Annotated in this window: 19 protein-coding genes; 8 read left to right on the top strand and 11 right to left on the bottom strand. The window is 71.5% G+C overall.

Annotated features, from left to right (window positions below; translation table 11 throughout):
- The first annotated feature begins 11 nt into the window (after positions 1–11).
- On the top strand, positions 12–908 hold the full coding sequence (locus CSC64_RS06265) for a U32 family peptidase (RefSeq protein WP_162434469.1): 897 nt from the start codon (positions 12–14) through the stop codon (positions 906–908).
- Between the two features lie 12 nt (positions 909–920).
- Here CSC64_RS06265 and CSC64_RS06260 read toward each other — a convergent pair whose 3' ends face one another.
- The 4 genes from CSC64_RS06260 to CSC64_RS06245 form a co-directional block, all read right to left on the bottom strand.
- Positions 921–2,294 (bottom strand): L-aspartate oxidase, encoded by a 1,374-nt coding sequence (locus CSC64_RS06260; protein ID WP_238389784.1) that lies wholly within the window; start codon positions 2,292–2,294, stop codon positions 921–923.
- 79 nt (positions 2,295–2,373) lie between these two features.
- Entirely contained in the window at positions 2,374–3,384 is a 1,011-nt protein-coding gene (gene nadA / locus CSC64_RS06255; RefSeq protein ID WP_162434468.1) for a quinolinate synthase NadA, read from the bottom strand.
- Between the two features lie 49 nt (positions 3,385–3,433).
- A complete protein-coding gene (ubiT, locus tag CSC64_RS06250; protein ID WP_162434467.1) occupies positions 3,434–4,318 on the bottom strand; it encodes a ubiquinone anaerobic biosynthesis accessory factor UbiT in 885 nt (294 codons plus the stop codon).
- Between the two features lie 69 nt (positions 4,319–4,387).
- Positions 4,388–5,674, bottom strand: coding sequence for a hypothetical protein (locus CSC64_RS06245; RefSeq protein WP_162434466.1), 1,287 nt, complete (start codon positions 5,672–5,674; stop codon positions 4,388–4,390).
- Positions 5,675–5,948: 274 nt separating this feature from the next.
- Here CSC64_RS06245 and CSC64_RS06240 point away from each other — a divergent pair, with 274 nt between their 5' ends.
- Entirely contained in the window at positions 5,949–7,193 is a 1,245-nt protein-coding gene (locus CSC64_RS06240) for an alginate export family protein (RefSeq protein ID WP_162434465.1), read from the top strand.
- Between the two features lie 43 nt (positions 7,194–7,236).
- Here CSC64_RS06240 and CSC64_RS06235 read toward each other — a convergent pair whose 3' ends face one another.
- The 7 genes from CSC64_RS06235 to hemN form a co-directional block, all read right to left on the bottom strand.
- Entirely contained in the window at positions 7,237–7,491 is a 255-nt protein-coding gene (locus CSC64_RS06235; RefSeq protein ID WP_162434464.1) for a DUF2249 domain-containing protein, read from the bottom strand.
- Positions 7,488–7,646, bottom strand: coding sequence for a hypothetical protein (locus CSC64_RS06230; protein WP_162434463.1), 159 nt, complete (start codon positions 7,644–7,646; stop codon positions 7,488–7,490). The genes CSC64_RS06235 and CSC64_RS06230 overlap by 4 nt, the downstream gene beginning before the upstream one ends.
- A 3-nt stretch (positions 7,647–7,649) precedes the next feature.
- On the bottom strand, positions 7,650–8,051 hold the full coding sequence (locus CSC64_RS06225; protein ID WP_162434462.1) for a SirB2 family protein: 402 nt from the start codon (positions 8,049–8,051) through the stop codon (positions 7,650–7,652).
- 22 nt (positions 8,052–8,073) lie between these two features.
- Positions 8,074–9,333 carry an NnrS family protein gene (locus tag CSC64_RS06220; RefSeq protein WP_162434461.1) on the bottom strand — a complete coding sequence of 420 codons (1,260 nt, stop codon included), beginning with the start codon at positions 9,331–9,333 and terminating at the stop codon, positions 8,074–8,076.
- A 736-nt stretch (positions 9,334–10,069) separates the two neighbouring features.
- A complete protein-coding gene (locus CSC64_RS06215; RefSeq protein ID WP_162434460.1) occupies positions 10,070–12,367 on the bottom strand; it encodes a nitric-oxide reductase large subunit in 2,298 nt (765 codons plus the stop codon).
- A gap of 334 nt (positions 12,368–12,701) precedes the next feature.
- Positions 12,702–13,460, bottom strand: a complete 759-nt coding sequence (locus tag CSC64_RS06210) for a helix-turn-helix domain-containing protein (protein WP_162434459.1) — start codon at positions 13,458–13,460, stop codon at positions 12,702–12,704.
- Positions 13,461–13,479: 19 nt separating this feature from the next.
- Positions 13,480–14,880, bottom strand: coding sequence for an oxygen-independent coproporphyrinogen III oxidase (gene hemN, locus CSC64_RS06205; protein WP_162434458.1), 1,401 nt, complete (start codon positions 14,878–14,880; stop codon positions 13,480–13,482).
- 38 nt (positions 14,881–14,918) lie between these two features.
- On the opposite strand from hemN, the gene CSC64_RS06200 reads away from it, so the two are divergent.
- From CSC64_RS06200 to cobA, 6 genes are all read left to right on the top strand, one after another.
- Complete coding sequence (locus CSC64_RS06200; protein WP_202922326.1) at positions 14,919–15,482, top strand: CopD family copper resistance protein; 564 nt, start codon at positions 14,919–14,921, stop codon at positions 15,480–15,482.
- Between the two features lie 396 nt (positions 15,483–15,878).
- Positions 15,879–17,048: a nitrate/nitrite transporter gene (locus tag CSC64_RS06195; protein WP_202922328.1), complete on the top strand. Its 1,170-nt coding sequence runs from the start codon at positions 15,879–15,881 to the stop codon at positions 17,046–17,048.
- An 82-nt stretch (positions 17,049–17,130) separates the two neighbouring features.
- Positions 17,131–19,602 carry a nitrite reductase large subunit NirB gene (gene nirB / locus CSC64_RS06190; RefSeq protein WP_162434456.1) on the top strand — a complete coding sequence of 824 codons (2,472 nt, stop codon included), beginning with the start codon at positions 17,131–17,133 and terminating at the stop codon, positions 19,600–19,602.
- 1 nt (position 19,603) lies between these two features.
- Positions 19,604–19,972 carry a nitrite reductase small subunit NirD gene (nirD, locus tag CSC64_RS06185; RefSeq protein WP_162434455.1) on the top strand — a complete coding sequence of 123 codons (369 nt, stop codon included), beginning with the start codon at positions 19,604–19,606 and terminating at the stop codon, positions 19,970–19,972.
- Complete coding sequence (locus tag CSC64_RS06180; RefSeq protein WP_162434454.1) at positions 19,972–22,755, top strand: nitrate reductase; 2,784 nt, start codon at positions 19,972–19,974, stop codon at positions 22,753–22,755. The genes nirD and CSC64_RS06180 overlap by 1 nt, the downstream gene beginning before the upstream one ends.
- A gap of 68 nt (positions 22,756–22,823) precedes the next feature.
- Positions 22,824–23,579 carry a uroporphyrinogen-III C-methyltransferase gene (gene cobA / locus CSC64_RS06175; RefSeq protein WP_202922327.1) on the top strand — a complete coding sequence of 252 codons (756 nt, stop codon included), beginning with the start codon at positions 22,824–22,826 and terminating at the stop codon, positions 23,577–23,579.
- Positions 23,580–23,614 lie beyond the last annotated feature (35 nt).

The following is a 23,614-nucleotide window of genomic DNA, read 5'->3' as shown; positions in this document are numbered from 1 at the left end:
TGGAGCCGACGATGAAGCTGAGCCTGGGCCCGCTGCAGTACTTCTGGCCGCGCGCCACCACCCTTGCGTTCTATCGCAGCGTCGCCGACTGGCCGGTGGACATCGTCTACCTGGGCGAGACGGTATGCAGCAAGCGCCGCGAACTCGGTTTCCGCGACTGGCTGGCGCTGGCCGAAGAACTTGCCGAGGCCGGCAAGGAAGTGGTGCTGTCGACCCTGGCCCTGGTCGAGGCCGAGTCGGAACTGGGCGTGGTCCACCGCCAGGTCGGCAACGACCGTTTCATGATCGAGGCCAACGACCTGTCGGCGGTGCAGCTGTGCCGCGAGCGCGGCGTGCCCTTCGTCGGCGGCCCCAGCCTCAACGTGTACAACCACCGCGCGCTGGCGATGCTGGTCGAAGACGGCCTGCGCCGCTGGGTGCCCGGCACCGAGCAGGGCCGGGTGCTGCTGCAGGAGATGCGCGAGGCGATGGCCGCCGATGAAAAGCCGATGCCGGAGCTGGAGATGCTGGCCTGGGGCCGGCTGCCGCTGGCGTGGTCGGCGCGCTGCTTCACCGCACGCGCGCTGGACCTGCCCAAGGACCAGTGCGGGTTCCGCTGCATCGAACATCCCGAAGGCATGCCGCTGTCCACCCGCGAGGGCGAACCGTTCCTGACCATCAACGGCATCCAGGTGCAGGGCAGCGAAGTGATCGACATGGCGCCGCTGCGCGACGAACTGGCCGCATGCGGCGTGGGCGTGTTGCGGATCTCGCCGCAGGCCGAAGGCACCGCCGGCGTGGTCGGGCGTTTCCGCCAGGCCCTGGATGCGACGGAACTGCCGCAGCCGTTGGGCCCACCGAGCGGCTACTGGGATGGCCTGCCGGGCAAGGCCGCGCTGGCGATGGCGGTGGCCACGGGCGCGGCCTGAGCCGGCGCGCTTTCACTCCGCGTCGCCGCGCCAGTGCGCTCCCAGGCTGCCGCCACGCTGCAGCGCCGCCTCGACCAGCCGGGACGCCAACCGACCCTGCCAGCCGCAGGCGTGGGCATCCTCGCGCAGGTTGCGCTGCGCTTCGACCAGCCCGCCGGCATCGCGCACCGGACCCAGCGCGTGCCACAACAGCGCGCGCAGCCGATCCAGCGCATCGGCATTGGCGGCCTGGCCAGGGCCGGCCCAGGCGAAGTCGCCGCCTGCCGGCGGTGCGGCATCGCCGGCGCCCGCCAGGCGGCAGCCGATGCGATGGCCGAACCCCAGCCCCGCCAGCAGCGAATTGCTCGCCAGCCGGTTGGCGCCATGCACGCCGTTGCAGGCCACTTCGCCCCCCGCATGCAGGCCGGGCACGCCGGTGCGGCCATCCAGGTCGACGGCCAGTCCGCCCATGTGGAAATGTGCGGCCGGGGTGATGGGAATGCGCGCGACCGCCGGGTCGATGCCATGCGCGCGGCAGGCCGCATGCACGGTGGGGAAGCGCGACGGCCACGCATCGCCCAGCAGGGTCGCGTCCAGCCAGGCACGGCCGCCGTCGCGCAGTTCCTGCCAGACCCGGCGTGCGACCAGGTCGCGCGGGGCGAGGTCCTCCAGCGGATGCAGGCCGGCCATCAGGCGCCGGCCGTGGTCGTCGTACAGCCGTGCGCCGGCGCCGCGCAGCGCTTCGGTGACCAGCGGCAAGGCGCCGCCGGACGCAGCCGTCGCCGGCACCGCCAGCGCAGTCGGATGGAACTGCACGAACTCCAGGTCGCGCGCGGCCGCACCGGCGGCCAGGCCCAGCGCCAGGCCGCTGCCGTCGGCACCGGCCGGATTGGTGGTGGCCGCGAACAGCGCGCCGATGCCGCCGGTGGCCAGGACCACGTCGCCGGTTTCCACCATCGTGGCGCGGCCGGATGCCGCGCGCAGGCGCACGCCGGCAATCGCGCCTCCACGCAGCAGCAGCGCCTGGACCTGCACGCCACCGCGTACCTCGACATGGCCGGCAGCGCGCACCGCGCGTGCCAGCGCGGCCACCAGCCGCGCGCCGCTGGCGTCGCCACCGGCGTGCACGATCCGGTGGGCGCGATGGCCGCCCTCGCGGCCCAGGCACAGGCCGTCACCGTCGCGGTCGAAGTCCAGCCCCTGCGCCTGCAGGCGCGCGATCGCCGCCGGCGCCCGCGTGACCAGGTGGCGCACCGCGGCGCGGTGGTTGTGGTGCGCGCCGGCGAGCAGGGTGTCGAGCGCATGCGCGGCCGGCGAGTCGCCGGCGCCCAGGGCCACGGCGATGCCGCCCTGCGCCAGTGCGGTGGTGCTGCCGGCGCCATCGGCGCCGCGCGCCAGCAGCAGCACCGGCCGCGGTGCCGCGGCCAGGGCGACCGACAGGCCGGCCCGCCGCTGCCGACCACCACCAGCGGCGCGCGCGGCGCCCTCACGCGCGGTCGTGGCGGCCGACCGCCAGCATCCGTTCCAGTGCGGTGCGCGCGCGCGCGGCGATCTCCGGCGGCACCACCACTTCGTGCTTCAGTTCCTGCAGGCAGGCGTGGATGTTGGGCAGGGTGATCCGCTGCATGTGCGGGCACAGGTTGCAGGGCTTGATGAATTCGGTCTTCGGGAAGCGCGCGCGCAGGTTGTCGGCCATCGAGCATTCGGTGATCAGTGCCACCCGCGACGGCTGCTCGCGTTCGAGCCAGGCGCCCATCGCCGTGGTCGAACCGACGAAATCGGCCTCGTCCTGGACGTCCGGCGGGCACTCGGGGTGGGCGACCAGCTTCGCGTCGAAGCGTTCGCGCGCGTGCCGCGCCTGCTGCGCGGTGAACTGCTCATGCACTTCGCAGCGGCCGTCCCACAGCACCAGGTCGATCCCGGTCTGCTGGGCGACGTGGTGGCCGAGGAAGCGGTCGGGCAGGAAGATCACCTTGCTGGAGCCGGACGCGGCGGCCATCGCTTCCACCACCCGGGTGGCGTTGGCCGAGGTGCAGCAGGCGTCGGATTCGGCCTTCACCTCGGCGCTGGTGTTGACGTAGCTGACCACCGGCGCACCTGGATGGCGCTCGCGCAACCCGCGCACGTCGGCGGCGGTGATCGAGGCGGCGAGCGAGCAGCCCGCTTCCAGGTCCGGGATCAGCACGGTCTTGTCGGGGGCCAGGATCTTGGCGCTTTCGGCCATGAAGTGCACGCCGGCCAACACGATCAGCTGCGCGTCGCAGTCGGCGGCGGCGCGGGCCAGCGCCAGCGAGTCGCCGGTGACGTCAGCCACGCCGTGGAAGATCTCCGGCGACTGGTAGCTGTGGGCCATGATCCCCGCGCCGCGCTCGCGCTTGAGCGGGCGGATCGCATCGATCCACGGCAGGTGCAGCGGCCATTCCAGGCAGGGCAGCAGCGGTTCGAGCCGCGCGCCCAGTTCGGCGTAGCGTGCTTCCAGTTCCGGGCTCCAGCTCATGCCGGGGCGGGCGGGGACACCGGCCCGTGCGGGCGACGCGGGCCGGCCGTCAGCCATTGCGGTGGGCCTCGCGCGCGGCACGCAGCAGGCTGCTGCTGCGGTGCAGGAGCACGCGCAGCCCCAGCGGCAGGTCTTCCCACGGCAGCCGGTCGAGCAGGTTGCGCACGGTCAGGCCCAGCTCGGTGTCGCCGGTCAGGACCAGGCGGCGCTGGAAGAACAGGGTGTCGGCATCCTCCAGGCGGCTGGCCAGCAGGGCCAGGTCGGTGGCGCTGCCGCGCACGGTCGCCTCGGCCGGTTCGCGGCAGGCGCGCAGGCGTTCGCCATTCCAGGTGAACACCCATTCCAGGCCGAGGTCGTCCACGCTGATGCCGAGGCGGCGGTCGTGCACGATCGCCAGGGTGTCGGCGTCGAGGCTGGCCAACGCCCGGCCCAGCGCGCGCTCGGCCAGCGGTTCGTGGCTGGCGCGCGGCAGGCGGCTCAGCAGCGGCTTCCAGCGCCGCGGCGGCGGCAGCAGGCGCAGCAGCCGGTTGCCGGCGGCGGCCGGGGACAGGGACAGGCGGACAGAGGCGGGCGGAGTGATCATCGGGGCCGGGAAGCGGGGTCCGGTGGCACCGGACTGGGCCTGCTGCCGGCAGGCATCGGAGATCAGCGTGCGCATCAGCGCGTCGGCGGTGTCGCCGGGCACGGCCACGCGTGCGGCCACCGAACGGGCGCGCGACAGCACGTGCGCCTCGCGGTCGCCGTCGCGCACCGGCAAGCCGGCCAGGTGTTTGCCGTGACGCACGGCACCGACCAGGTGCCGGCGGACGCCGGCCAGCACCACCACCGCATCGTCGACGTGGTCGATCGCATGGCGCGCGCCGGCCAGGGTGCCGGAGGCGATCCGGCGCGCCGGACCACGGATGGGCCGCGGGGGACGGGGAGGTCTGTACATGCGGTCGGGCGCGGCGGGGTGATGCGCAGCGATGCTAGCGGCCGCCGGGCGGGGGGCTCCTGATCCAGGTCAAGCCGTGGCGATGCGCGGCGCTCCGTGCTCGAGCGCGAACGCCCGTGCCCGGTGCAGGCAGCGCAGCATGCAGCCGATGCTGGTGGCGGAGGCCACCGCCAGCAGGATCCCGGCCAGCATTGCCAGCGGTGGCCAGGCCACGGCCAGCACCAGCAGCACCGCGGCGGCCAGGTGCGCACACAGCGCCAGGTGCTTGTCTTCATCCGGCAGCAGGCGGCCCACCGCCAGGATCCGCACCCCGCGCGGGCAGCGGCCGCGCAGCGCGACCCAGGTGATGAAGCTGGTGATCTCCAGCAGCATGCCGTTGACCAGCAGCGGCACGCCGATGCCGAGCGCGAACAGTCCGGCGAACATGCCCGCGCGCGGCCCTGTGCCGGTGCCACCACCGGCGGCCGCCGTGCACAGCGCCAGCCCGGCCAGCAGCAGGGCGATGCTGCCGGCCCGCCAGAAGCGCAACAGTGCCGGGTTGCGCCGGTGCGGCGCGCGCCATTGCAGCCACAGCACCGCCAGCGCGAACGTGGCCGCCGGCAACGCCAGTGCCAGTGCCGGCCACAGCGGCGCCGCTCCGGCCAGGCGTGCGGTCACGCCGGCAACCAGCAGCACCGCGGTCGCGGCCAGCCACGCACGCAGCACGCGTGGCGGTACCGCCACGGTGCCCTGGAACATCGGCAGCGTGGTGCTCGCCACCGCACCGAGCAGGCACAGCATCCAGCCGCCGGCACCGAGCATGGCATGAGCATCGACCACGCGGTCCAGCGGCAGGGCGATGCGGCCACCGAGCACGGCTGCGGCCAGCACGCCCAGGGCGACGGTGGCCAGCAGCGCCAGCAGCGCCACGCCGATGCCGGCGCGCAGCAGCCGCCCGGCGCCACGCCGGAGCAGGGCGGGCAACGGTGGCAGCACCACGGCCAGCAATGCGCCGGCCAGCAGCAGCGAAGCCGGTGCCAGCAGCGCGTGCGAGCGGTACAGGCCGACGGCGAACAGCAGCAGTCCGAGGTTGAGCGCGGCATGCGCCAGCGGCGCCAGCACGCGCGCGCCGGGCAGCGGCGTGGCCGCGGCCACGGGCAGGAACTGCAGCAGGCTGCCCAGCATCGCGTTGCCGAGCACGCCCAGGGTGAACAGGTGCACCAGTACCACCGCTGGCGGCGCCCAGCGCCCCAGCGCCAGCGCATCGCCGTCGAACACCAGCAGCACGCCGGCCACCACGCCCCACAGCGGCGCGGTGAGCAGGAAGCGCAGCGGCCGCGCCGACGGCGGTGCGTGGGTCAGCGCGAGTCCGCTCATTCCGCCGCGGGTTCGGCGGCAAGAAGCGCGCGATCCTCCCCGTGGCGGATCGTCATGCGCTGCATCGGTTCCGGCGGTGGCAGGTGGCGCAGGTCCAGCGGCGCGGACACGGCTTGCTCCAGGGGGCGAGGCTGCGGCCAGCTTCGCGGAGCGGCGATGGCCTTGCCTTGACCTGCATCAGGCTGCGGCGCAATCGCGCGCCGGATTGATCCTGGTCATGGAGAACGCGTGCACGCATTCACTACGTTGCGCGCACCCCACACGAGGACGCTCCATGAAAACGCGTTGCGCGCGACGTACCTTCCCTACCCTGCTGGCGCTGCCGCTGGCGTTGTCGCCACTGCTCGCGGTCGCCGCCAGCGAAAGCGCTGCCCCGATCCTCGACCTGCGCTACCGCCACGAGCAGGTCGACCAGTCCGGCTTCGACCGCGACGCGGTCGCCGACACCCTGCGCGTGCGCGCCGGCTATCGCAGCGTTTCCTGGCACGGCTGGTCGGCGCTGGCCGAGGCCGACGCGGTACTGGGCCTGGGCGGCGACCGCCACAACGACACCCGCAATGGCCAGCGCCAGTACCCGGTGATCGCCGACCCGGTCGGCGCGGAGATCAACCAGGCGCTGCTGCGCCACGCCGGCGACGGCCACGTCGCCACCTTCGGCCGGCAGCGGATCAACCTGGGCAACCAGCGCTTCGTCGGCGGTTCGGCCTGGCGCCAGAACGAGCAGACCTTCGACGGCGTGCGGCTGCAGGCGACGCCGGGCGAGCGCGTGGCGCTGGAATATGCGTGGATCGGCGGGGTCAACACCGTTTTCGGTCCCGCCGACAGCGATGCGTCCAACGCCGCCAATCGTTCCGACAACGGCGGCGACAGCCACCTGCTGCAGGCCACGTTGCGGCTGGCGCCGGCGTTTTCGGCCACCGCCTACCACTACCGGCTGGAGCTGGACGACCTGGCGGTCACCGCCACCGCGCCGCTGGGCACGCTGTCCAGCCGCACCAGCGGCCTGCGCCTGGAAGGCAAGCAGGGCCCGTGGAGCTACGCCGGCGAGTACGCGTACCAGCGCGAACTGGATTCCAACCCGTGGCGGCTGGACAGCCGCTATCGCCTGGCCGAACTGGGCTATGCGCTGCGCAAGGCGGTGCTCAAGGCCGGCTTCGAATCGCTCGGCGGCGGCGAGGGCGGCGGCAACCGCGCCTTCCAGACCCCGCTGGCGACCAAGCACGCCTTCCAGGGTTGGGCCGACATGTTCCTGACCACGCCGGCGCAGGGCGTGGACGACCGCTACGCCGGGGTGACCGTGCCGCTGGGGGGTGGCAGCCTGCAGGCCTGGTACCACGACTTCGTGCCCGAGCGCGGCGGCGGGCGCTACGGCAAGGAGATCGACCTGTCCTGGGCGCGGCCGGTGCCGGGGGTGAAGGGCCTGGCCGGCCTGGTCAAGCTGGCGCGCTACCGCAGCGATGACGCCACTCGCACGCTGGATACCGACAAGTTCTGGCTGCAACTGCAGTACGCGTACTGAGCCGGCCGGGTGGCGGGCGACAGGCCCGCCACCTCCCGGCCGCTTACCCGTCGCCCGTGGCGTCCAGCAGGTGGCGTTCGTCGTTGCGGCAGATGGTGAGCGCGGCGCCGCCCTGGACCAGGTCGCGCATGCGCCAGGCGAAGCCGTCCGCGTCGAGCAACGGCAGCAGCGGCAGCGGCCGCATCGGCGTCAGCGCGACCAGGTGCCAGCCGGGCGGCAGCAGGCGCAGGGTTTCGAGGATGCGCTCCATCGGCTCCGGCGGCGGGCGGTCGCGCAGGTCCAGGTGCAGTGCGGTCATGGTGTGTCGTCTTCCACGAGGTCGAACGCGTCGTCGTCGCTGCCGTGTTCCACGCCGCAGTCCAGGGACATGCCGGCCGCGTCCATCGATTCGAGCAGGCATCCCGCCTGCGGGCAGGCCGCTTCCGGCAGCGCGATGTCGTGCAGTCCACCCATGGCTCATCCTCCCAGCAACAGCAACCAGCCCAGCGGATGGTGGAAGCGGGCGATGCCGTAGACCTGCAGGAAGCACAGCCCCGCGCCCACTACCAGCATCGCGCGCGCCGCGCCGCGGCGTTCGCGGCGGAACGCGAGGATGCCCAGCACCACGTACGCGGCCACGAACAGCAGCTTCACCCACAGCCAGCCGTTGGCGAACAGACCGCTGGGCAGGATCGTCAGCAGCATGAGCGCGGCGGTCAGCAGCGCCGTGTCGATGGTGTAGCTCAGGTAGCGCACCGGTGCCAGCCGCGGCCAGCGCATGCCGGCCAGCAGGGCCAGCGCGCGCAGGGCGAAGAATGCGCCGCTGGCCAGCGCCGAGGCGATGTGGACCAGCTTGATGTCGGGGTAGAAGGTGATCATGCGGTTCGCGTTTCCCTGCGCCTCAACCGGGCCGTCCGTCGCGTCGCGGGGTCAGGTAGATGTGGCCGATCCGCGCCACCCACGGCGACAGCGCCAGCAGCCAGCCGACCGCGGCCACGGCCTGCCACAGGCCCGGGTCGGGCAGCACGTCGGCGAGGATGCGCACGGTCGCCACCACCTGGATCGCCACGAAGGCGAACCAGGCGATGCCGTACATCCGCAGCGGCCGGCCCGAATGACCCTGCGTCACCCGCGTGACCATCGCCACCAGCACGCTGCCGAAGAAACCGACGAACAGCGCATGCATCGGCGCGCGGCCGAGGATGAATTCACCACCCAGCAGGTAGGACAGGCTCTGCGCCAGGTACAGCGCGAAAGTGACCGGCAGCCACGCCGTGCCGATGAACAGCACCGCCAGCAGTCCCGGCATGCGCGGCCCGCCGGCGAGGCGGCGCGGCCACCAGCGCCACACCGCGTAACCGGTAAGCGCCAGCAACGGCGCGTCGGCCAGCCACAGCCAGGCGTAGGCATGCACCAGCTCCAGGCCCAGGTGCAGCATCACCAGCACCCACACCGCGCCCAGCAGCCACAGCGGCCGCCACGCCCTGTAACCGGGCACCGCGTTGCCGGCGAAGAACGGGAACATGCGATGGGCCACGGTCACGTACACCGGCAGCAGCAGTCCGAAACCGCCGAGCTTGATGCTGGCGAACGCCCAGCGCGCATCGGTACCAAGCACGAAGGCGATGAACATGGCGATGCCCAGCCAGCCCAGCACCAGCGCGGCGAAGCACGAACGCGCATGCCAGGTCTTGCCCTTCTCGTCGGCCAGCAGCCGGCCCAGGATCGCCAGCCCCGCGGTCCAGCCGCCCAGCGCCATCCACAGGCCCACGGTCAGCCCCGCTTCCCAGCCGGCGGCGCCGAGCAGGATCGCCAGCTGGCCGCCCATCAGCCCCAGCCCCACCGGCACGTAATGCCAGCGCTTGAGGTCGGGCAGGCCCATCCAGCGCGGGAACACGGTCAGCAGGAAGCCGAAGATGAAGCTGGGCAGCACCAGGTACTGCATCAGGAAGGCGTGCAGCCAGCCCGGCGGGATCGCCAGCTGCGGCATGGTCCACAGGCCCCAGCGCACCGACGCCAGCCACAGCGCCCACCACAGCATCGCCAGCAGCACGTTGGACGCGCCGACGAAGAACATCAGCCGGTGCGGCGCGTGCGCCAGCCAGCGGGGTGAGGCGGCAGGACGCCGCGCAGGGGGCATGGGAGCGACCTCGATGTGCATGGAGGCAGTCTGTGCCAGCCGGCCTGGCCGTGCCTTGACCCAGGTCAGGCCAGCGGCAGCCGTGCACGAGTCTACGCGCTGCACCGTGCGCGGGCAGCCGGGACTCTTCTCCCGATTGCCGGGTGCGTTGGGGCGGGGCCTGGAAAGCACGAAAAGCTCGAGAAGCGTCGGCTTCGGCGGGGGCCGCCGTTCTGCCGCACTGGGGGCCGTCGCTCACGTCGGCGTCCCTGCCCAGTTCGCGAGCGCGGCACATCCATGTGCCGCTCGACCCCCAATGCGACAGAACGACGTCCTGTCGCGGCGTTGAGTCCACGGTTTCTGTTGTCCCCGCCGGACCGCAGTGCGCGGTTGGCCCTGTTGGGGCGTGGCTCCGATCAAACGCACGCGGTTGTCTCTTGTAGAGCGGGGCTTGCCCCGCTCTACAAAAGCGCAACACATGGCCGTGCCGCTGGCCGAAGGCCAATAGAAGCCACGCCCTAAAAGATCGCGAAGGACGCCGTACCCTGGGTATATGGCCCAAGTGGCACATGGATGTGCCACGGCCCTGAGTAAAGACAGGATGTCGTCCCGAAGGGTGGGTCATATACCCAGGGTGCGGCGGCCCCCGCCGGAGCCGAGAGCTTTGGCGCCTTCGAACGCGACGCACCGACCGGGGCGTACGCTCTTGCCTCCGAAGAATAAAAAAAACCGGGGCCGCTCGCGCGGCCCCGGCCCCCCCCCATCGCTGCAACCGCTGTCAGTGCTTCGGCACGATCGCCGCCGCGGCAACCGCGGTCGCCGACGGCACCGGCGCTTCCCGCTTCGGCGACACCCACAGCCGGAACACGAACCAGGCCAGTGCCAGCGCGCCGACGCTGAACAGCGTGTCGGCCGGTACCCGCATCCACACCAGCAGGTCCACGATCGGCTGCTGCATGAACTCGGCCGAACGCGCGTACCAGTAGCCGTTGTCGATCGCCGCGTTGAGCTGCAGGATGCCCAGCGGCAGCAGCGTGAGCAGCGACATTCCGGCCAGGCCGATGTTGAGCGACCAGAACGAAGTCTTCAGCAGCCGCTCGCTCCACACCAGGTCAGGCTTCAGCCCGCGCAGGCAGAACAGCATCAGGCCGATGCCGAGCATGCCGTACACGCCGAACATCGCGGTGTGGCCATGGTTGGCGGTCAGGTTCAGGCCCTGCATGTAGTACAGCGGCAGCGGCGGGTTGATCAGGAAGCCGAACAGGCCGGCGCCCACCAGGTTCCAGAACGACACCGCCAGGAAGAACATGATCGGCCACTTGTACCTGGCCATCCACGGAGTCGCCTTGCCCAGCTTGTAGTTGTGGTAGGCCTCGAAGCCGACATAGGCCAGCGGCACCACTTCCAGCGCCGAGAAGCTCGCGCCCAGGGCGATCACCGCCGTCGGCGTACCGGTGAAGTACAGGTGGTGCAGGGTGCCAAGCACGCCGCCGGCCATGAAGATGATCGTGGCGAACAGCACCGCGATCGTGGCCGACTTCACCTGCAGCAGGCCCAGGCGGGTGAACAGGAAGGCGATCACCGCCACCGCGAACACCTCGAAGAAGCCCTCGACCCACAGGTGTACGACCCACCAGCGCCAGTACTCGACCATCGACAGGTGGCTGTGCTCGCCCCACATCAGGCCGGCCGAGTAGAAGATGCCGATCGCCACCACCGACAGGAACAGCAGGCTGACGATCGAGCGCGACTCGGCGCCCTTGCGCATCGCCGGCCACAGTGCGCGGCCGACCAGGGTCAGCCACAGCAGCAGGCCGATGAACAGGAACCACTGCCAGAACCGGCCCAGGTCCACGTACTCCCAGCCCTGGTGGCCGAACCAGAAGTTCTTGTCCAGGCCCAGCTTCTGCATCACCGCGAACCACTGCCCGGCGAAGGAACCGACCACGATCACGATCAGGCAGGTCCAGAGGAAGTTCACCCCCAGGCGCTGGAACTTCGGCTCGTGCCCGGAGATCGCCGGGGCGATGTACAGGCCCATGCCCAGCCAGGCGGTGGCGATCCACAGCACCGCCAGCTGGGTGTGCCAGGTGCGGGTCAGCGAGTAGGGCAGGATCTCGGCCAGGGCGAAGCCGTAGGCCTCCTGGCCCTCGACCTGGTAGTGCGCGGTGGTCGCGCCCAGCAGGATCTGCACCAGGAACAGCGCGATCACCACCCAGAAGTACTTGGCGGTGGCGCGCATCGACGGGGTGACCTTGATCGCGGCCAGCGGGTCGCTCTTGGGCAGCACCGGCACCATTTCTTCGCCGTGGCTGACCGCGTAGTGCCAGCCGAGCAGGCCGATGCCGGCGATCAGGAACAGCACGCTGAACACCGTCCACATGAACAGGTTCGACGGCGGGGTGTTGCCGACCAGCTCGTCGTGCGGCCAGTTGGCGGTGTAGGTGATGTCCGCGCCCGGACGCTGGGTCACCGAGGACCAGGCGGCCCACCAGTAGAACGCGGTGAGCTGGCGGCGGTGTTCGGCGTCGGGCACGGTGTCGTTGCGCATGGCATAGGCCTCGCGCAGTTCCGCCGTGGACGGATCGTTGCCGAACAGCAGCTGGTAGTGCGCGGCGACCTTGGCCATCGCCTCGGCGCGGTCGGCGTCGATGGTGATGGTGCCGGTGGCCGCGTCGTAGGTGTTGGGCCGCAGCAGGGCCTGCACGCGCTGTGTGTAGGCGGCCTGGGTGGCGGCATCCAGGGTCTTGTAGCTGTCCACGCCGTGCTCGCGCGCGGCCCAGGTGTCGAGGACCGCTTCGGCCTCGCGGTGCAGCCAGTCCGCGCCCCAGTCCGGGGCGACGTAGCCGCCGTGGCCCCAGATCGAGCCCAGCTGCTGGCCGCCGATCGACTGCCACACCTGGCGGCCGGTCTCGATGTCCTTGCGGGTGTAGACCACGGTGCCGTCGGTGGTGACCACCTGTTCGGGCATCGGTGGCGCCTGGCGGTGGATCTCGCTGCCCACCCATAGCAGGGCGGCGAACGAGGCGATGAGCAGGACCGCCAGGCCTGCCCAAAGCTTGCGGGTGGAATTCATGGCGTGGCTCTCTCGCTGCGGGGAAACGCCCGCATCATCGGCCCGCGCGGCCGCGGCCCTCCATGACACAGGTCAAGCCGCGCCCGCTTCCCCTGTAGGAGCCCGCATGAGGGCGACCCCGCGTGGCCCGGACACGCGGCGGTCAACGCGATCTTCCGGACCCGGCGCGTTGAACGATGCCGCCTTCCGGCGCCACCGGGTCGCCCTCATGCGGGCTCCTACAGGGAGCGCAGGGCGCAGCGCGCAAGCGCACAGGGCGCAAGGGTGCAGGGTGCAAGTGCACAGAGCGCAGGGCGCAGCGCGGGCAGGCGGGGTGCCGGCCCGGGGCCGGGGGCTACTCGCGCAGGACCGCCAGGGCCAGGGCTTCCAGCCGCGGCATGTCCACGATCTCCACGTCGCGCTGCTTGATGTGCAGCAGGCCTTCGGTCTCGAAGCGGCGCAGCACGCGGCTGACCGTCTCCGGGGCCTGGCGCAGGTAGTTGGCGATGTCGGTGCGCGACATGGTCAGCTGGAACCGCCGCGGCGAGAACCCGCGCGCGGCCAGCCGCCGCGACAGGCCGATCAGGAACGCGGCCATGCGCTCGTCGGCGGTGTTGTCGCGGGCGAACAGCGAAGCCACGCCGATGTCGCGGCTCATCAGCCGGAACAGGTGCTGCTGCAGGTTGGGCAGGCGCGCGGCGAGCAGGGCGATCTTCGGGAACGAGAACCGGCACAGCATCACCGTGTCCAGCGCCACCGCATTGCACGGGTAGCGGTCGTCGTGGATGCCGTTGAGCCCGATCACTTCGCCGGGCAGGTGGAAGCCCAGTACCTGTTCATGCCCGTTGCGGTCGATCTGGTAGGTCTTGACCGTGCCGGCGCGCACCGCGGCGATCGCGGTGAACGGATCGCCCTCGCGGAACAGGTGTTCGCCCGGGTGCAGCGGGCCGACGTGCTCGACCAGCACGTGCAGGTCCATCAGCGCGCTCTTGTCCATGCCCTGCGACAGGCAGGCCTGGGAAAAGGCGCAGGTGGAGCAGAAAGTCAGCGCATCGCCGTCGTCGGCCATCACGCCGGGGCCGGTGCGCGGGAAGACGACGCCCGACGGGTTCATGCGCGCCTCTCCGCCAGGATCAGACGGTGCGCGAATACCGGGGCGATGCCGCGTCGGCGGCCGGGGTGAGATAGCGGTCGAAGCACATGGCAATGATACGCAGCAACAGCCGCCCGCGCGAGGTCGCGTGCAGCCCGCGGCGGTCCACTTCGACCAGGCCGTCGTCCTGCAGCGGCGCCAGCCGCGCCAGCGAATCGCGGAAATAGTCGCGGAAATCGATCACGTGGCGGCGGCCCACCACCTCGAAATCCAGCTCACCATGGCACATCAGCGACTGGATCACGTCGGCGCGGATCACGTCGTCCGGGTCCATCTCCATGCCGCGCCACACCGGCAGGCGGCCGGCGTCGATCGCGTGCTCCCAGCCGGGGAGGTCGCGCGGGTTCTGGCTGAAGCTGGCGCCGATGTGGCTGATCGCGCTCACCCCCAGGCCCAGCAGGTCGCTTTCGGCGTGGGTGGTGTAGCCCATGAAGTTGCGGTGCAGGCTGCCGTCGCGCTGCGCGCGCGCCAGCTCGTCCTCGGGCAGGGCGAAGTGGTCCATGCCGATGTACTCGTAGCCGGCGGCGCCGAGCTTGTCGATCGCCAGGCGCAGCAGGTCCAGCTTGGCCTGCGCCGAGGGCAGGTCGGCGGCGTTGATGCGCTGCTGCGGGCGGAACAGGTTGGGCAGGTGCGCGTAGCCGTAGATCGCCAGCCGGTCCGGGCGCGCCTGCAGGGTGATGTCCAGGGTGCGCGAGAAGCCTTCCAGGGTCTGCTTCGGCAGGCCGTAGATCAGGTCGACGTTGACCGAGCGGAAACCGTGCCGTCGGCACGCGTCAATAATTCCCAGGGTCTGCTCCACGCCCTGCACGCGGTTGACCGCTTCCTGCACCACCGGGTCGAAGTCCTGCACGCCCAGGCTGGCGCGGTTGAAGCCGGCCTCGGCCAACTGGCCGACTTTGCCAGGGGTGATGAAGCGCGGGTCCAGCTCGATCGAACAGTCCATCTTCGAGCGGCGGGCGAAGGTGAAGTGCCGGCGCAGCACGTCCACCACCTCGGCGATCTGCTCCGGGTCGAGGAAGTTGGGCGTGCCGCCGCCGAAATGCACCTGCTCCACGTCGCGGTCGCGGTCGAACATGGACGAAGCCATGGCGATCTCGCGGTACAGCCGGGTCAGGTACGCGGCGCCGCGGGTCTTGTCGCGGGTGATGATCCGGTTGCAGCCGCAGTAGAAGCACGGGCTGGTGCAGAACGGGATGTGCAGGTACAGCGAGATCGGCCGCGGGATCGGATCGCCGTTGCTCTCCGCGGCGACCTTGCGCAGCTCGGCCTCGCCGAAGCCGGGCGAGAACTGCGGCGCGGTCGGATACGAGGTATAGCGCGGCCCCGGCACGTCGTAGCGCTGGAGCAGCTGCGGGTCGAAGAGGGCGGAGAGACTGGCCATGGAGCACAGGCTAGGACCGTACGCCTGGCCTGTCCTTGATGCAGGTCAATCCGGGCGGTCGTACCATCGCCGCCGAAGCGGGCGTGGTCATGCCGGTGCGTGCGCGCCCGCATGCGCGCCTGACCGGGATCAAGGCGCAGCCACATCGTTGCGTCCACGCTGGTGCCATGGCCTACCTGCCGCTGCTGCTGCTCCACCTGCTGGCCGCCATCGCCTTCATCGGCACGGTGCTGGTGGAGGTGCTGTTCCTGCCGGGCGTGCGCCGGCGCCTGCCCGCGGCGGTGGGCGTGCGGCTGGAAGCGGCCTTCGCCGCGCAGGCGCGGCGGGTGATGCCCTGGGTGCTGCTGGTGCTGTACACGGCCGGCCTGGGCCTGGCCTGGCACCACCGCGGCGCATTGGCGCAGCCGCTGGCGAGCACATTCGGCCTGCTGCTGTCGATCAAGATCGCGCTGGCGGCCAGCGTTTTCGGCCATTTCCTGCTGGCGATGGCCTGGCAGCGCCGCGGCCGCCTCTCCGGCCGCCGTTCGCACTGGCTGCACCGCAGCGTGCTGCTGCACGTCCTCGCGATCACGTTCCTGGCCAAGGCGATGTTCCACCTGTGACGCAGCGGGCGGGCTTCCCCGGGAGGGGAGGCGCGCAGGTCCGTATTGCCGGGTGAATGGAAGCCGGAGCCACTATCCGGTGCGCGTGCGACGCCAGGCCGGTGATGCACGTTCGCAGTGCGCTTTGCACCCAGGCGGTGCACTGCAGTTCGCCACGAGGGTGCGCCAGGGCCATCGGCCGGCGCCGTGCGGGGTGCGACAAGTACCTGATTCCATGTGGCTTTCGAGCGCGTTGCTGCACCGCGTCAGGTTCTGGCATGGGCATTGCATTGCAGCATCGTGAAGGCGCGACGGCGTGCCTGCGCACGCATCGTGCCTGCGCCAACCGCCGCACCCCACTTCCGGAGATGGCTGCCGATGAATCGATCGTTCTGGAAAGCCGGGCACGCACCCACCCTGCTGTCGGCGTTCCTCTACTTCGACATGAGCTTCATGGTCTGGTACCTGCTCGGCCCGTTGCAGGTGCAGATCGCGCAGGCGCTGCAGCTCGATACCCAGCAGCGCGCGCTGATGGTCGCCGTGCCGATCCTGTGCGGCGCGGTGCTGCGGCTGTTCCTCGGCCTGCTGGCCGACCGCATCGGCGCCAGGCGTACCGGCCTGCTCGCGCAGGGGGTGGTGATCCTGGCGCTGCTCGCCGCGTGGCGGCTGGGCGTGCACAGCTTCGGCCAGGCGCTGTTGCTGGGCGCGATGCTCGGCGTGGCCGGTGCCTCGTTCGCGGTGGCGCTGCCGCTGGCCTCGCGCTGGTATCCGCCCGAACACCAGGGCACGGCGATGGGCATTGCCGGTGCCGGCAACTCGGGCACGGTGTTCGCGGCCCTTTTCGCACCGGTGCTGGCCACCGCCTTCGGCTTCCAGAACGTATTCGGCCTGGCCGCGATCCCGCTGCTGGTGGTGCTGGCGATCTTCGCCGCCTGTGCCAGGGATGCGCCGGTACCGGTCGCGCGCAAGACCCTGGGCGACTACGCGCGGGCCCTGGTCGGCAACCGCGACTCGTGGTGGTTCATGTTCTTCTACGCGATCACCTTCGGCGGCTTCGCCGGGTTCGCCAGCGCGCTTCCGGGCTATTTCCACGACGAGTTCGGCTTCGCGCCGAAGGTCGCCGGCTGGGCCACCGCCGCCTGCGTGCTGGCGGGATCGCTGATGCGTCCGCTCGGCGGCGTGATCGCCGACCGCATCGGCGGTACGCGCTCGCTGCAGATGGTGTACGTCGCGGTCACCGCACTGGTCGCCACCGCGGCGCTGGGGATCGGCGGACCGGTGGCGACGGTGGCGCTGTTCGTGCTGACCCTGCTGTGCCTGGGCGCAGGCAACGGCGCGGTGTTCCAGCTGGTGCCGCAGCGTTTCGGCGCCGAGATCGGCCTGATGACCGGCCTGATCGGGATGGCCGGCGGCGTCGGCGGTTTCCTGCTTGCGGCCGGGCTGGGCGTGGCCAGGCAGCACGCCGGTTCCTACGCGCCGGGCCTGTGGCTGTTCGCCGGCATCGCGCTGGCCGCATCGCTGTGCCTGGTCGGGGTCAAGCAGCGCTGGCGCCTGCACTGGGCCCAGCCGGGCGCGGCCCGGGTCTGAGCCATGCGCAGGCGATACGCGAAGCAGGCCACGGCACCTGCACGACCGGCACCGTGACGGGCCGCACCAAGGGGAACCGATGATGAAGAAGCCAGGACTGGTGGTGGTGGGCAACGGCATGGCCGGCATCCGCACGCTCGAGGAGCTGCTGAAGCTGGTGCCGGACATGTACGAAATCACCGTGTTCGGTGCCGAGCCGCACCCGAACTACAACCGCATCCTGCTCTCGCCGGTGCTGGCCGGCGAGCAGGCCTTCGACGAGATCGTGCTCAACCCGCTGTCCTGGTACGCCGACAACGGCATCACCCTGCACCTGGGCAAGGAAGTCACCACGATCGACCGCGTGCGCCGCAAGGTCATCGCTGCCGACGGCACCGAAGCGGAGTACGACCGCCTGCTGCTGGCCACCGGCTCGGTGCCCTTCATCCTGCCGGTGCCGGGCAACGACCTGAAAGGCGTGATCGGCTACCGCGACATCCACGACACGCAGACCATGATCGACACCGCCAGGGTGAAGAAGCATGCGGTGGTGATCGGCGGCGGCCTACTCGGGCTGGAGGCGGCCAACGGCCTGAAGCTGCGCGGGATGGAAGTGACCGTCGTGCATCTGGCCGGCTGGCTGCTGGAGCGCCAGCTCGATCCGATGGCCGGTGCGCTGCTGCAGAAGTCGCTGGCCGAGCGTGGGCTGTCGTTCCGCCTCAACACCTCCACCACCGCGATCCTCGGCAACGAGGCCGGCGAGGTGAGCGCAGTGCGCTTCTCCGACGGCGAGGAGATCCCCGCCGAGCTGGTGGTGATGGCCGCCGGCATCCGCCCCAACACCACCCTGGCCCAGGCTGCGGGCATCCACTGCAACCGCGGCATCGTGGTCAACGACACCCTGCAGACCTACGACCCGCGCGTATACGCGGTGGGCGAATGCGCCGCCCACCGCGGCATCGCCTACGGCCTGGTCGCGCCGCTGTTCGAGCAGGCGAAGATCTGCGCCAACCACCTGGCTACCTACGGCATCGGCATCTACAAGGGCTCGGCGGTGTCGACCAAGCTCAAGGTCACCGGCATCGACCTGTTCTCGGCCGGCGAGTTCATGGGCGGCGAGGGCACCGAGGAGATCGTGCTCTCCGACCCGGCCGGCGGCATGTACAAGAAGCTGGTGATCAAGGACGACAGGCTGGTCGGCGCCTGCCTGTACGGCGATACCGGCGACGGTGCCTGGTACTTCAAGCAGATCAAGGACGGCAGCGCGGTCGGCGACCGCCGCGACACCCTGGCCTTCGGCGAGACCGCCCTGGGCGACGCCGGAACCGCCGGCCAGGACCGTGCCGCGAGCATGGCCGACAGCGACGAGGTCTGCGGCTGCAATGGCGTGTGCAAGGGCACCATTGTCCGGGCGATCCGCGAACAGGGCCTGTTCACGGTCGACGACGTCAAGAAGCAGACCAAGGCAGCCAGCTCCTGCGGCTCGTGCACCGGCCTGGTCGAGCAGATCCTGATGAACTGCCTGGGTTCCAACTTCCAGGAGACGCCGAAGACCAAGGCGGTGTGCGGCTGCACCACGCTCAGCCACGGCGAGGTGCGCCAGGCCATCCGCGGGCACCACCTGGTCAGCCACGCCCAGGCCTACGCCTTCATGGAATGGCGCACGCCCAACGGCTGCGCCACCTGCCGCCCGGCGATCAACTACTACCTGCTCTCGACTTGGCCGCGCGAGGCGGTGGACGACCCGCAGAGCCGCTTCATCAACGAGCGCGCCCACGCCAACATCCAGAAGGACGGCACCTTCTCGGTGATCCCGCAGATGAAGGGCGGCGTCACCAACGCCGGCGAGCTGCGCCGCATCGCCGACGTGGCCGACAAGTACGCCATCCCGATGGTCAAGGTCACCGGCGGCCAGCGCATCGACCTGCTCGGGGTGAAGAAGGAGGACCTGGTCGGCGTGTGGAAGGACCTGGGCATGAACTCCGGCCACGCCTACGGCAAGTCGATCCGCACGGTGAAGACCTGCGTGGGCAGCGAGTTCTGCCGCTTCGGCACCCAGAACAGCACGCAGATGGGCATCGACCTGGAAACGATGCTCGCCAACATGTGGAGCCCACACAAGGTCAAGCTGGCGGTGTCCGGCTGCCCGCGCAACTGCGCCGAATCGGGGATCAAGGACGTGGGCATCATCGCCGTGGACTCGGGCTGGGAGATCCACGTCGGCGGCAACGGCGGGATCAAGACCGAGGTCGCGCGCTTCCTGGTCAAGGTGAAGACGCCGGACGAGGTGAAGGAATACACCGGCGCCTTCCTGCAGCTGTACCGCGAGGAGGCCTACTACCTCGACCGCACCGTGCACTACATCGAACGCGTCGGCCTGGACTACATCAAGCGCAAGGTGGTCGAGGACGCAGGCAACCGCCGCGCCCTGTACGAGCGCCTGCTGTACGCGCTGGAAGGCCTGCCCGACCCGTGGGCGGCGCGGATCGCCGGCACCCAGGCGCGCGAGTACGCGCCACTGAAACTGGATGCACCCCCGCCCGACCGCCGCATCGCCGTGGCCCTGGAGGACTGAGATGGACGCAACGGACGATGCCTGGGTCCGCGTCTGCGCGATCGACGAGATCCCGCTGCTGGGGTCGCGGGTGCTGGAGTGCGGCGAGGGCGACAACATCGCCCTGTTCCGGCCGGCGGCCGCGCGCGTGTTCGCGCTGGCCGACCGCTGCCCGCACAAGGGCGGGCCGCTGTCGCAGGGGATTGTCAGCGGCGACACCGTGACCTGCCCGCTGCACGGCTGGAACATCCAGCTCGACAGCGGCCAGGCCTGCGCCCCGGACGTGGGCTGCGCGCGCAGGTACCCGGTGCAGCTGCGCGGCGGCGAGGTGTGGCTTTCGCTGGCCGTGGCTGCGGACGCGGACGCCGGGGCCACGGAGGCCGCGGCCTGATGGATGGCGCCGGCGTCCCGGCGGGCGAGGCCGGCGCCGCGGGCGTGCAGCGCCGCACCACGCCTTCGACCTGCTGCTACTGCGGCGTCGGCTGCGGCGTGCTGGTGCACAGCGAGCACGGCGGCGACGGCCGCGGACGCATCACCGGGGTGGAAGGCGACCCGCAGCATCCTGCCAACTTCGGCCGCCTGTGCAGCAAGGGCCGCGCCCTGGCCGACAGCGCGCGCAGCCTGCACGGGCGCGCGCTGTGGCCGGAGCTGCGCAACCACCGCCAGGATGCGCGGCGGCCGGTGGACTGGTCGCTGGCGCTGGACACGGTGGCCGAGCGCCTGGCCGGGATCGTCGAGCGCCACGGCCCGGACGCGGTGGCGTTCTACCTGTCCGGCCAGCTGCTGACCGAGGACTACTACGTCTTCAACAAGCTGGCCAAGGGCCTGCTGGGCACCAACAACATCGACACCAATTCGCGCCTCTGCATGTCCAGCGCGGTCGCCGGCTACAAACTGGCCTTCGGCACCGACGGCCCGCCCACCTGCTACGAGGACCTGGAACACGCGAAGACGGTGCTGTTCGCCGGCAGCAATGCCGCTTACGCGCACCCGGTGCTGTTCCGCCGGCTGGAGGCGGCGAAGGCGGCCGACCCGGACGTGCGCTGGATCGTGGTCGACCCGCGCCGCACCGACACCGCGGCGATGGCCGACCTGCACCTGCCGATCCAGCCGGGCACCGACGTGGCCCTGTTCAACGGCATGCTCCACCACCTGGTGTGGGAGGGCCTGCTGGACCAGGCGTTCATCGACGCGCACACCACCGGCTTCGCCGAACTGAAAAACCTGCTGCGCGAGTACACCCCGCGCATGTCGGCGGAGATCTGCGGCATCCCCGCGCAGGACCTGGTCACCGCCGCCGAATGGTTCGGCCGCAGCCCGGCGGCGCTGTCGCTGTACTGCATGGGCCTGAACCAGTCCGCGCACGGCACCGACAAGAACCTGGCGCTGATCCACCTGCACCTGGCCACCCGTCAGCTTGGCCGCCCCGGCGCCGGCCCGTTCTCGCTCACCGGCCAGCCCAACGCGATGGGCGGGCGCGAGGTCGGCGGCATGGCCACGATGCTGGCCGCGCACCGCGAGATCGACGATCCCGCGCACCGCGCCGAGGTCGAGGCGCTGTGGAAGCTGGCCCCCGGCACGCTGTCGCCGCGGCCCGGGCTGGCGGCGGTGGAACTGTTCGACGCCGTGCGTTCCGGCAAGGTCAAGGCGGTGTGGATCGCCTGCACCAACCCGGTCCACTCCATGCCCGACATCGGCCAGGTGCGCGAGGCGCTGCAGCGCGCCGAGTACGTGATCGTGCAGGAAGCGTTCACCGGCACCGACACCGTGCCCTACGCCGACGCGTTGCTGCCGGCGGCGACCTGGGGCGAGAAGGAAGGCACGGTCACCAATTCCGAGCGGCGCATCTCGCGGGTGCGCGCGGCGGTGGCCGCGCCGGGGCAGGCCAGGCCGGACGGGTGGATCGTGCGCGAGGTCGCGCGCCGGATCGAGGCGCGGCTGGCCGCGCCCGGCGCCGCGTCGCTGTTCGAGGCCGAAACGCCGGCGCAGGTGTTCGACGAACACCGCGCGCTCACCGTCGGCCGCGACCTGGACATCGGCGGCCTCGACTACGCCCGGCTGGAAGCCGACGGCCCGCAGCAGTGGCCGTTTCCCGCCGGCAGCGCGCACGGCCAGGCGCGGCGCTACGCCGATGGCGTGTTCGCCACCGCCGACGGCCGCGCCCGCTTCCACGCCACGCCCTACCGGCCGGTGGCCGAACCGACATCGGCGCGCTTCCCGCTGCACCTGCTGACCGGCCGCCTGCGCGACCAGTGGCACGGCATGTCGCGCACCGGGCGGGTGCCGGGACTGTTCGCGCACAGCCCCGAGCCGGGCCTGCGCATGCATCCGGACGACGCGGCGCGGCGCGGCTTGAAGGCGGGCGAACTGGTCCGGGTGAGCAGCAAGCGCGGCGAACTGGTGCTGCCGCTGGAACTGTCCGACGAGGTCGGCTCGGGGACCGTGTTCGCGGCGATGCACTGGAACGGGCAGCACCTGTCCAGCGGCGGCATCAACGAAGTCAGCCTGCCGGCGGTGGACGCGCGTTCGCGCCAGCCCGAGCTCAAGCACGCGGCAGTGCGGGTGGAACCGGCGCCGTTCGGCTGGCATCTGCTGGCCGCGCGCCGCGGCGATGTGCTGGCGATGCGCGAGGCGGTGCAGCCGCTGCTCCGGGATTGCGGCTATGCCGGCCTGTCGCTGCAGGCCGAGGCCGACGCGCCCGAAGGCATCGCCTGGCTGGTGCTGCGCGCGGCGGCGGCCGAGGCGAGGCCGGCGGCCTGGCTGCAGGCGCTGGACGCGGCACTGGCCCTGGCCGCCGGCGCCGACACGCTCGAATACCGCGACGTCCGCCGCGGCCTGCTCAAGCGCGTGGCCTGGCGCGACGACGCCGGCCAGCATTTCATCGACGGCCTGCTGTGGACCGACGCGCAGCCCGGCGGCGACGCGCTGCTGCGCACCGCGCTGTCCGGCGCGGCGTGGCGCGGGCCGCGGCTGGCCGCGTTCTCGGCGCTGGCCGACGTCGCGCGCGACCCGCTGGTGTGCGTGTGCCGGCAGGTCACCGAATCGGCGATCCGCGCCGAGGTCGGCCGCGGCGCGGACGTGCCGGCGCTCAAGCAGAAGCTGGGCTGCGGCACGGTCTGCGGCTCCTGCATTCCCCAGCTCACCCGCCTGGCCCGCGAGGCGGCCAGCGCATGAACCCGACGGAGACGCCGATGGCCATCGACACGAACGGCACTGCCGCCCCGCGCCGTATCCCGGCCGAAGTGGTGCTGCTCTCCGCCGGCCCGGGCGACCTGGAACTGCTCACCCTCAAGGCGGTGCGCGCGCTGCAGTGCGCCGAGGTGCTGTTGCTGGACGAACTGGTCGATCCGGACATCGTCGGGCTGGCCCCGCACGCACGCGTGGTGCGCGTGGGCAAGCGCGGCGGCTGCCGGTCCACGCCGCAGGCCTTCATCTGCCGGCTGATGCGCCGCTACGCGCTGCAGGGCCTGCGCGTGGTCCGGGTCAAGGGCGGCGATGCGCTGCTGTTCGGCCGCGCCGGCGAGGAGATCGCGTTCCTGCGCGCGGCCGGCGTGCCGGTGCGCATCGTCAACGGCGTCAGCGCCGCCTTCGCCGCGGCCGCCTCGCTGGGCGTATCGCTGACCCACCGCGGGCATTGCCACGGCGTCACCTTCGTCACCGCGCACACCGCCGACCATGGCGAGCCGGACTGGGAGGCGCTGTGCCGCGCCGCCACCACCCTGGCGATCTATATGGGAATGGGTCGCATCGATGCGATCGCCGCGTCTCTGCTGCGGCACCTGCCGGCCGATACGCCGGTGGCTGTCGTGCAGGCGGCCAGCCAGCAGGGTGAGCGCCGTCACGTGTTGCCACTGCGTGCGCTGGCGCGGTCGCCGCATGCGTTCGAGATGGGGCAGCCGGGCGTGGTCCTGGTCGGGCCGGCACTGGCCGAAGCCGTCGATGGCCCGGCGACAGGCCAGGATGCAGGCGCTGGTCAGCAACGCTGCGCGGTGCGGTAGCGCGGACGTGGCACGCGGATTTCAATGCTGAGTGC

Source organism: Pseudoxanthomonas koreensis, assembly GCF_010093225.1.
GTDB lineage: Bacteria > Pseudomonadota > Gammaproteobacteria > Xanthomonadales > Xanthomonadaceae > Pseudoxanthomonas > Pseudoxanthomonas koreensis.
The sequence above is the reverse complement of the archived record's forward strand: the minus strand, read 5'-3'. Positions and strand labels throughout refer to the sequence as shown.

Excerpts from the sequence above, each read along its gene's own strand:
- CSC64_RS06265 (WP_162434469.1), top strand. The coding sequence starts at position 12 with ATGAAGCTGAGCCTGGGCCCGCTGCAGTACTTCTGGCCGCGCGCCACC.
- nadA (WP_162434468.1), bottom strand. The coding sequence starts at position 3,384 with ATGAGCTGGAGCCCGGAACTGGAAGCACGCTACGCCGAACTGGGCGCG.
- ubiT (WP_162434467.1), bottom strand. The coding sequence starts at position 4,318 with ATGTACAGACCTCCCCGTCCCCCGCGGCCCATCCGTGGTCCGGCGCGC.
- CSC64_RS06245 (WP_162434466.1), bottom strand. The coding sequence starts at position 5,674 with ATGAGCGGACTCGCGCTGACCCACGCACCGCCGTCGGCGCGGCCGCTG.
- CSC64_RS06240 (WP_162434465.1), top strand. The coding sequence starts at position 5,949 with ATGAAAACGCGTTGCGCGCGACGTACCTTCCCTACCCTGCTGGCGCTG.
- CSC64_RS06235 (WP_162434464.1), bottom strand. The coding sequence starts at position 7,491 with ATGACCGCACTGCACCTGGACCTGCGCGACCGCCCGCCGCCGGAGCCG.
- CSC64_RS06230 (WP_162434463.1), bottom strand. The coding sequence starts at position 7,646 with ATGGGTGGACTGCACGACATCGCGCTGCCGGAAGCGGCCTGCCCGCAG.
- CSC64_RS06225 (WP_162434462.1), bottom strand. The coding sequence starts at position 8,051 with ATGATCACCTTCTACCCCGACATCAAGCTGGTCCACATCGCCTCGGCG.
- CSC64_RS06220 (WP_162434461.1), bottom strand. The coding sequence starts at position 9,333 with ATGCACATCGAGGTCGCTCCCATGCCCCCTGCGCGGCGTCCTGCCGCC.
- CSC64_RS06215 (WP_162434460.1), bottom strand. The coding sequence starts at position 12,367 with ATGAATTCCACCCGCAAGCTTTGGGCAGGCCTGGCGGTCCTGCTCATC.
- CSC64_RS06210 (WP_162434459.1), bottom strand. The coding sequence starts at position 13,460 with ATGAACCCGTCGGGCGTCGTCTTCCCGCGCACCGGCCCCGGCGTGATG.
- hemN (WP_162434458.1), bottom strand. The coding sequence starts at position 14,880 with ATGGCCAGTCTCTCCGCCCTCTTCGACCCGCAGCTGCTCCAGCGCTAC.
- CSC64_RS06200 (WP_202922326.1), top strand. The coding sequence starts at position 14,919 with ATGCAGGTCAATCCGGGCGGTCGTACCATCGCCGCCGAAGCGGGCGTG.
- nirB (WP_162434456.1), top strand. The coding sequence starts at position 17,131 with ATGAAGAAGCCAGGACTGGTGGTGGTGGGCAACGGCATGGCCGGCATC.
- nirD (WP_162434455.1), top strand. The coding sequence starts at position 19,604 with ATGGACGCAACGGACGATGCCTGGGTCCGCGTCTGCGCGATCGACGAG.
- CSC64_RS06180 (WP_162434454.1), top strand. The coding sequence starts at position 19,972 with ATGGATGGCGCCGGCGTCCCGGCGGGCGAGGCCGGCGCCGCGGGCGTG.